The 8969-nt window shown below is 62.0% G+C and carries 7 protein-coding genes; all 7 read left to right on the top strand.

The window, feature by feature from the left end; genetic code table 11:
• Positions 1 to 422: 422 nt before the first annotated feature.
• Positions 423 to 1511 carry an efflux RND transporter periplasmic adaptor subunit gene (locus tag OIU19_RS22175; RefSeq protein WP_264236806.1) on the top strand — a complete coding sequence of 363 codons (1089 nt, stop codon included), beginning with the start codon at positions 423 to 425 and terminating at the stop codon, positions 1509 to 1511.
• Positions 1508 to 2575 (top strand): efflux RND transporter periplasmic adaptor subunit, encoded by a 1068-nt coding sequence (locus OIU19_RS22170; RefSeq protein WP_264236805.1) that lies wholly within the window; start codon positions 1508 to 1510, stop codon positions 2573 to 2575. Before OIU19_RS22175 ends, OIU19_RS22170 begins: the two co-directional genes overlap by 4 nt.
• A complete protein-coding gene (locus OIU19_RS22165) occupies positions 2572 to 5628 on the top strand; it encodes an efflux RND transporter permease subunit (RefSeq protein WP_264236804.1) in 3057 nt (1018 codons plus the stop codon). The genes OIU19_RS22170 and OIU19_RS22165 overlap by 4 nt, the downstream gene beginning before the upstream one ends.
• A 299-nt stretch (positions 5629 to 5927) precedes the next feature.
• Positions 5928 to 6110 carry a sulfur starvation response protein OscA gene (gene oscA / locus OIU19_RS22160; protein WP_016489716.1) on the top strand — a complete coding sequence of 61 codons (183 nt, stop codon included), beginning with the start codon at positions 5928 to 5930 and terminating at the stop codon, positions 6108 to 6110.
• Positions 6111 to 6157: 47 nt separating this feature from the next.
• Positions 6158 to 7165 carry a sulfate ABC transporter substrate-binding protein gene (locus tag OIU19_RS22155; RefSeq protein ID WP_264236803.1) on the top strand — a complete coding sequence of 336 codons (1008 nt, stop codon included), beginning with the start codon at positions 6158 to 6160 and terminating at the stop codon, positions 7163 to 7165.
• 96 nt (positions 7166 to 7261) lie between these two features.
• On the top strand, positions 7262 to 8080 hold the full coding sequence (gene cysT, locus OIU19_RS22150) for a sulfate ABC transporter permease subunit CysT (protein WP_264236802.1): 819 nt from the start codon (positions 7262 to 7264) through the stop codon (positions 8078 to 8080).
• Between the two features lie 14 nt (positions 8081 to 8094).
• Complete coding sequence (gene cysW / locus OIU19_RS22145) at positions 8095 to 8967, top strand: sulfate ABC transporter permease subunit CysW (RefSeq protein ID WP_186555870.1); 873 nt, start codon at positions 8095 to 8097, stop codon at positions 8965 to 8967.
• Positions 8968 to 8969 lie beyond the last annotated feature (2 nt).

The raw sequence follows: 8969 nt of genomic DNA, 5'->3' as shown, positions 1-8969 counted from the left end.
ATGGTTTCTGGATGTGGCAAGGGTTGGCGGTGCTTGTGCTGGCCTCTTCGCGGGCAAGCCCGCTCCCACAGGTATTGTGGGGTTCTCGAGATAGCGAGGTGTCTGCTGGCTTGATGGTTTCTGGATGTGGCAAGGGTTGGCTGTGGCTGTGCTGGCCTCTTGGCGGGCTAGCCCGCTCCCACAGGTATTGTGGGTTCTCGAGATAGCGGGGTGTCTGCTGGGCTTGATGGTTTCTGAAAAGAAATTGGCACTCCACTGTTCCAGAGGCCAACGCAATACCTGTGGGAGCGGGCTAGCCCGCGAAGAGGCCAGAACAGACGACAATTTCCCTTAACTGACCCCCATCAGTGTCCTTTTCGGAACCCTGATCTACGCTAACAGTCGCATCCCTCGAACCATTTGCGCGCAAGCAAGGAGCCTGAATGACGTTGAGGCGTCTACTGTCGGTCGTTTGCCTGGGGTTGCTGTTCCTGCTGTCGGGGTGCGAGAAGGAAGTCTCGAGTCCGAAACTGCCCAGGGTAGGTGTACTGCAAGTCCAACCCACTGATTTCGCCGCCAAGGTCACCCTCACCGGTGACGTACAAGCGCGTGTGCAGACCGATCTGTCGTTCCGCGTGGGTGGCAAGATCATCTCGCGCAGCGTCGATGTGGGCGATCACGTCAAGGCCAACCAGGTGCTCGCCCGGCTCGATCCGAAAGACCTGCAGAACAACGTCGAATCGGCCAAGGCTGAGGTATTCGCCGAGCAGGCGCGGGTCACCCAGACCAGCGCGGCGTTCGTTCGCCAGCAGAAACTGCTACCCAAGGGCTACACCAGCCAGAGTGAATACGACTCCGCCCAAGCCGCCCTGCGCAGCAGCCAGAGCGCGCTCAAGGCGGCCCAGGCGCAGTTGGCCAACGCCAAGGAACAACTGAGCTACACCGCGCTGGTTTCCGAAGCCGATGGCGTGATAACGGCGCGGCAGGCCGAGGTCGGCCAAGTAGTGCAGGCGACCATGCCGATTTTCGGCCTGGCGGTGGATGGCGACCGTGATGCGGTCTTCAACGTCTATGAGTCACTGTTGATTGCCCCGCCAAGCGATGAGGGGGTGATCGTCAGCCTGCTGGATGACCCCAAGGTCCAGGCCGAGGGCCGGGTGCGTGAGATCACGCCAACGGTGTCTGCCGAGAGCGGCACGGTGCAGGTCAAGGTGGCCCTGCGCAATGTGCCGGCGGGGATGCAATTGGGGTCGCCCGTGACCGCCACCGGGCGCAGCCAGGGCCGGCCAAGTATCGAATTGCCCTGGTCGGCACTGACCAAGGGGCTCAAGGAGCCCGCCGTATGGGTAGTCGGCGAGGGCGACAAGGTCGAGCTGCGCAAAGTCCAGGTGGGCCGTTACCTGACCGGCAAGATCGTCGTCGCCGACGGGGTCAAGGGCGGTGAGACCGTGGTCGTCAGTGGCGGCCAGTTATTGCACCCGGGCATGCAGGTAGAGAAGGTCAGCGCCAAGGACGGAGGGGCCGCGCCATGAAGCGCTTACTGCTGATACTGTCTGCCGGCTTGTTGCTCAGCGCTTGTGGGAGCGATGAAGAAAAACCCGAGCCGATCCGTCCAGTGCTGTCGATGCTGGTAGAGCCGCAGGTGCAATCGCAGCTGGGGCGCTTTGCTGGCAGCATCCAGGCGCGCTTCGAGAGCACCCTGGGCTTTCGTGTTTCTGGGCGCATTGCCCGGCGCTGGCTGGACGTGGGCGCGCGGGTCAACCCTGGCGATACCCTGGCGACCCTCGACCCGACCGATCAGCAAAACCAGTTGCGCGCCGCCGAGGGCGATCTGGCCAGGGTCGAGGCGCAGTGGATCAATGCCCAGGCCAACGCCCGCCGCCAGCAACAGTTGTACGACCGCGGCGTCGGCGCCCAGGCTCAGCTGGACATCGCCCAGACCGACCTGAAAACCACCGGCGCGTCGTTGGAACAAGCGCGCTCGGCGGTAAGCCAAGCCCGCGATCAACTCGACTACAGCACGCTGCGCAGCGACCATGCCGCCGTGGTCACCGCCTGGAAAGCCGAGGCCGGGCAAACCGTCAGCGCCGGTCAAGAAGTGGTCACCCTGGCCCGGCCTGACGTCAAGGAGGCCGTCATCGACCTGCCCATCCAACTCGCCGAGCAGTTGAACAAAGACCTCACCTTCACCGTTGCCTCGCAGCTCGATCCGAGCATCCACACCACCGCCACCCTGCGCGAGCTGGAGCCGCAGGCCGACGCCACCACCCGCACGCGCCGCGCCCGCCTGACCCTGGCTGACACCCCCGCTGCCTTCCATCTGGGCACGGCGATCAGTGTCACCCTGACTTCGGCAGTGACCCCGCGTACCGAGCTGCCGGGCACCGCGCTGCTCGAGCGCGATGGCAAGACCCAGGTCTGGGTGGTCGACCCACAACAAAAAACCGTCAGCACCCGCGACGTCACCCTGATCACGCGTACAGCCAACAGCATCATCCTCGCTTCCGGGGTGCAGCCTGGGGAGCGCGTGGTCACTGCCGGGGTCAATACCCTCAAGCCCGGCCAGCAGGTCACCTTCGATGAGGAAGAACGATGAAAGGAAGCTTCAACCTTTCGGAATGGGCGCTCAAGCACCAATCCTTCGTCTGGTACCTGATGTTCGTTGGCCTGTTGATGGGGATTTTTTCCTACTTCAATCTCGGCCGTGAGGAAGACCCGTCGTTCACCATCAAGACCATGGTGATTCAGACCCGCTGGCCCGGCGCGACCCAGGACGAGACGCTCTACCAGGTCACCGACCGCATCGAGAAGAAGCTGGAGGAGCTCGATTCGCTCGACTATGTGAAAAGCTATACCCGCCCAGGCGAGTCGACGGTCTATGTCTACCTGCGCGACACCACCAAAGCGGCGGACATCCCGCAGATCTGGTACCAGGTACGCAAGAAGATCGATGACATTCGCGGGCAGTTTCCCCAAGGCATCCAGGGACCGGGTTTCAACGATGAATTCGGCGATGTGTTCGGTTCGATCTACGCCTTTACCGCCGACGGCCTGACCCTGCGACAACTACGCGACTATGTCGAGCAGGCGCGCGCCGAAGTCCGCGAAGTGCCCAATATCGGCAAGATCGAACTGGTCGGCACCCAGGACGAAGTGCTCTACCTGAATTTCTCGACCCGCAAGCTGGCCTCGTTGGGTATTGATCAACGCCAGGTCATGCAGGCCCTGCAATCGCAGAACGCAGTGACCCCGGCCGGGGTGATCGAGGCTGGCCCGGAGCGTATTTCGGTGCGCACCACTGGCCAGTTCGCCTCGGAAAAAGACCTGGAAACCGTCAACCTGCGGATCAACGATCGCTTCTTCCGCCTTGCGGATATCGCCAATATCGAGCGCGGCTACACCGATCCGCCTGCGCCGATGTTCCGCTACAACGGCCAGACCGCCATCGGCCTGGCCATTGGCATGAAGGCCGGCGGCAACATCCAGGTGTTCGGCGAGGCGCTCAAGGAGAAGATGGACAGCATCGTCACCGAGCTGCCGGTAGGTGTCGGGGTGCACACGGTGTCCGACCAGTCGGTGGTGGTCGAGGAAGCGGTCGGTGGCTTCACCAGCGCGCTGTTCGAAGCGGTAGTGATCGTCCTGGCAGTCAGTTTTGTCAGCCTTGGCGTGCGCGCCGGGCTGGTGGTGGCCTGCTCGATTCCGCTGGTGCTGGCCATGGTGTTCGTGTTCATGGAGTACAGCGGCATTACCATGCAGCGGATCTCGTTGGGCGCGCTGATCATCGCCCTGGGCCTGCTGGTGGACGATGCAATGATCACCGTGGAGGTGATGGTCACACGCTTGGAGATGGGTGAGAGCAAGGAGCAGGCGGCAACCTTCGCCTACACCTCGACGGCTTTCCCAATGCTCACCGGCACCCTGGTGACGGTGGCGGGCTTCGTGCCCATCGGCCTCAACGCCAGCTCTGCGGGCGAGTACACCTACACCCTGTTCGCGGTGATCGCGGTGGCGCTGATCGTCTCCTGGGTGGTGGCGGTGTTCTTCGCCCCAGTGCTGGGCGTGCATATTCTCAAGAGCGACAAGCTCAAGGCGCACGACGCCGAGCCAGGCCGGGTTGGGCGGGCATTCGAGGGTGGGTTGCTGTGGTGCATGCGTCACCGTTGGCTGACCATCATCGGCACGGTGCTGCTGTTCGCCCTGGCGATCTTCAGCATGCGCTTCGTGCAGAACCAGTTCTTCCCGGCATCGGACCGACCGGAAATTCTGGTTGACCTGAACCTGCCGCAAAACGCCTCGATCGAAGAGACGCGCAAGGTGGTCGACCGCCTGGAAGCGAAGATCAAGGACGACCCGGACCTGGTGCGCTGGAGCACCTACATCGGCCAGGGTGCGATCCGCTTCTACCTGCCGCTCGACCAGCAACTGCAGAATCCCTACTACGCCCAGCTGGTGATCGTCAGCAAAGGCCTGGAAGAGCGCCAGAGCCTGATCGAGCGTCTGCAGAAGATCCTGCGTGAAGACTTCGTAGGGATCGGCACCAACGTCCAGTCGCTGGAAATGGGCCCGCCGGTAGGGCGGCCGATCCAGTATCGGGTCAGTGGCAAGGACATCGACCAGGTGCGCAAGCACGCGATCGAACTGGCCACCTTGCTCGATGCCAACCCGCATATTGGCGAGATGATCTACGACTGGAACGAGCCGGGTAAGGTGCTGCGGGTCGAGATCGCCCAGGACAAGGCGCGCCAATTGGGCCTCTCGTCCGAGGACGTGGCCAACGTGATGAACAGCATCGTCAGCGGCGTGCCGGTCACCCAGGTCAACGACAACATCTACCTGGTCGATGTGATCGCCCGCGCCGAGGACAGCGAGCGCGGCTCGCCCGACACCTTGCAGAACCTGCAGATCCTCACCCCCAACGGCACTTCCATCCCGCTGCTATCGTTCGCCACCGTGCGCTATGAGCTGGAGCAGCCGTTGGTATGGCGGCGTGATCGCAAGCCGACCATCACCATCAAGGCGTCGGTCAGCGGCGAGATCCAGCCCACCGACCTGGTGGCCCAGCTCAAGCCGAAGATCGACGAGTTCGCCGGCCAGCTGCCGCCCGGTTATGAGGTGGCCACCGGCGGTACGGTGGAGGAGAGCGGCAAGGCGCAAGGGCCGATCGCCAAGGTCATTCCGTTGATGCTGTTCTTGATGGCGACTTTCCTGATGATCCAGCTGCACAGCGTGCAGAAGCTGTTCCTGGTGGTCAGTGTGGCGCCGCTGGGCTTGATTGGCGTGGTGCTGGCGCTGGTGCCGACAGGGACGCCCATGGGCTTCGTGGCGATTCTCGGGATCTTGGCGCTGGCCGGGATCATCATTCGTAACTCGGTGATCCTGGTGACCCAGATCGATGAGTTCGAGGCTCAAGGTTATTCGCCATGGGATGCGGTAATGGAGGCGACCAACCATCGTCGGCGGCCGATTCTGCTCACGGCGGCAGCGGCCAGCCTGGGCATGATCCCGATTGCCCGGGAAGTGTTCTGGGGGCCGATGGCCTACGCCATGATCGGCGGCATCATCAGTGCAACGCTGCTGACGCTGTTGTTCCTGCCCGCGCTGTATGTGGCCTGGTACAAGATCCGTGAGCCGCAGAGCAAATCAACCTGAAACCTTGAAGTTGCTGAGCGCTTTGGGGCTGCTTTGCAGCCCTTCGCGGGCAAGCCCGCTCCCACAGGTACAGCGCTGCTCTCAAGATCTGCTCAATCCCTGTGGGAGCGGGCTTGCCCGCGAAGGGCCGCAAAGCGGCCCCAGTACTAGGACCAGGCTGTAGGCTTGTTAAAAATGGTTATATAAACATTCTTAAACAGTATTTTTAAGAATATCCGCGCCTCACTACTATGAGCCTCAAGCCAGGCGCAAATCCCCTTCAAACCTCTGCCCGGCACTTCACTCACAGGAGAACGAGCATGAGTGCATCTCTGCGTAGCATCGACGGTCAGGACGAAGCCACCATTCTGCGTGAGATTCAGAGCGCCTTGCGCGATCTGCGTTTCGGTGCGGTGGAGATTACCGTGCATAACGCTCAGGTCGTACAGATCGAGCGCAAGGAGAAGTTCCGCCTGCAGCAGCCCGGCAACAAGTCCGGCTGATACCGCCTCACTTACTAATTAGAAAAATGCCAATCGGGAGCTTCACCATGTCCATCCGCCGTTATGCGCTTGCCGCCCTGGCCAGTGCCGTTTTTGCCGGTTCCGCAATCGCCAAGGACTACGAACTGCTGAACGTGTCCTACGACCCGACCCGTGAGCTGTACCAGCAATACAACGCCGAGTTCATCAAGCACTGGCAACAGGCTCACCCGGACGACAAGGTGAAGATCCAGCAATCCCACGGTGGCTCGGGCAAACAAGCCCGGGCAGTGATCGACGGCCTGCGCGCCGACGTCGTGACCCTGGCCCTGGCCGGCGACATCGACGAAATCGCCAAGCTCGGCAAGACCCTGCCAGAGAACTGGCAGAGCCGCCTGCCAGACGCCAGCACCCCTTACACCTCGACCATCGTGTTCCTGGTGCGCAAGGGCAACCCGAAAGGCATCAAGGATTGGGGCGACCTGATCAAGAAAGACGTTTCGGTGATCACCCCGAACCCGAAGACCTCCGGCGGTGCGCGTTGGAACTTCCTCGCCGCTTGGGCCTACGGCCTGAAAACCGGTGGTAGCGAAGACAAAGCCAAGGCTTACGTGCAGGAGCTGTTCAAGCATGTTCCGGTGCTCGATACCGGCGCGCGTGGCTCGACCATCACCTTCGTCAACAACGGCCAGGGCGATGTCCTGCTGGCTTGGGAAAACGAAGCGTTCCTGGCGCTCAAGGAAGATGGCGGCAGCGACAAGTTCGAAATCGTCGTGCCTTCGCTGTCGATTCTCGCCGAGCCGCCAGTGGCTGTGGTCGACAAGAACGCGCAGAAAAAGGGTAACGAGAAGATCGCCGAGGAATACCTCAAGCACCTGTACAGCCCAGCTGGGCAGAAGATCGCCGCAGAAAACTTCTACCGTCCACGTGACGAGAAAGTCGCCGCCGAATTTGGCAAGCAATTCCCCAAACTCGATCTGGTAACCATCGACAAGGACTTCGGTGGCTGGAAGACTGCACAACCTAAGTTCTTCAACGATGGTGGCGTGTTCGACCAGATCTATCAGGCGCAGTAAGTCACCCTTACAGTGCCTCTCGGGAGCAACACCCTTCAGTAGCCTGTACTGGCCCGGGACTCGTCCCGGGCTTCGTGCGTTCAACCAGGGACCTTTATGTCACGTCGTATTTCCCCCGTCATACCCGGCTTCGGGCTGACGCTGGGCTACACCTTGGTGTACCTCAGCCTGATCGTGCTGATACCGCTGGCGGCCATGTTCATTCATGCCTCGCAGCTGACCTGGGAGCAGCTCTGGAACATCATCAGTGCGCCGCGGGTCATCGCCGCGCTCAAGCTGAGTTTCGGCACCGCCCTGTTCGCCGCCATCATCAATGGCGTGATCGGTACCCTGCTGGCCTGGGTGCTGGTGCGCTACACCTTTCCTGGGCGCAAGATCATCGAGGCGATGATCGACTTGCCGTTCGCCTTGCCCACAGCCGTGGCCGGTATTGCGCTGACCGCGCTGTACGCACCGGCTGGCTGGGTCGGTCAGTTCGCCACCGACCTGGGCTTCAAGATCGCCTATACCCCGCTGGGCATCACCCTGGCCCTGACCTTCGTCACCCTGCCGTTCGTGGTGCGGACCGTGCAGCCGGTGTTGGCGGACATCCCGCGGGAGGTCGAAGAAGCCGCTGCATGCCTGGGCGCGAAACCCTTGCAGGTGTTCCGCTACATCCTTGCGCCGGCACTGCTGCCGGCCTGGTTGACCGGCTTCGCCCTGGCCTTCGCCCGCGGTGTGGGTGAGTATGGCTCGGTGATCTTCATCGCCGGCAACATGCCGATGAAGACCGAGATCCTGCCGCTGCTGATCATGGTCAAGCTCGACCAATACGACTACACCGGCGCCACTGCCATCGGCGTGTTGATGCTGGTGGTTTCCTTCATCCTGCTGCTGCTGATCAACTTGTTGCAGCGGCGCATCGAAACCCCTTGAAGGAGGCCCGGCTCATGTCTAGTTCAACTATTGGCGCGGCGGCCGCCGCCAACGCCGCCCGCCGTGGCAGTGCCACTTCGCGGCGTGTGCTGATCGGCCTTGGCTGGCTGGTGTTTGCGTTGTTCCTGCTGTTGCCGCTGGTCATCGTCGTGTCGCAGGCACTGAAGAATGGCTTTGGCACGTTCTTCGAAGCGATCTTCGAGCCCGATGCCTTGTCGGCCCTCAAGCTCACCTTGTTGGCGGTGGTCATTTCGGTGCCGCTGAACCTGGTATTCGGCGTCAGCGCCGCGTGGTGCGTGAGCAAGTACAACTTCCGCGGCAAGAGCATCCTGGTGACGCTGATCGACCTGCCGTTCTCGGTCTCGCCGGTGATCGCCGGCCTGGTCTACGTGCTGATGTTCGGCGCCCAGGGCCTGTTCGGGCCGTGGCTGCAGGATCACGATATCCAGATTGTCTTTGCCCTGCCGGGTATCGTCCTGGCGACCATCTTCGTCACCGTGCCGTTCGTGGCCCGTGAGCTGATCCCGCTGATGCAGGAGCAGGGCACGCAGGAAGAGGAGGCCGCGCGCCTGCTCGGCGCCAACGGCTGGCAGATGTTCTGGCACGTGACCTTGCCGAACATCAAATGGGGCCTGATCTATGGCGTGGTGCTGTGTACTGCGCGAGCGATGGGCGAGTTCGGTGCGGTGTCGGTGGTTTCCGGGCACATTCGCGGGGTGACCAACACCTTGCCGCTGCACGTCGAGATCCTCTACAACGAATACAACCACGTCGCAGCTTTCAGCGTGGCCAGCCTGCTGCTGATCCTGGCGCTCTTCATCCTGCTGCTCAAGCAGTGGAGCGAGAACCGTATTAACCGCCTGCGCCAAAGCGCAGCGGAGGAATAATT

Source organism: Pseudomonas sp. BT-42-2, from assembly GCF_025847435.2.
In the GTDB taxonomy this organism is placed as follows: domain Bacteria; phylum Pseudomonadota; class Gammaproteobacteria; order Pseudomonadales; family Pseudomonadaceae; genus Aquipseudomonas; species Aquipseudomonas urmiensis.
The sequence above is the reverse complement of the archived record's forward strand: the minus strand, read 5'-3'. Positions and strand labels throughout refer to the sequence as shown.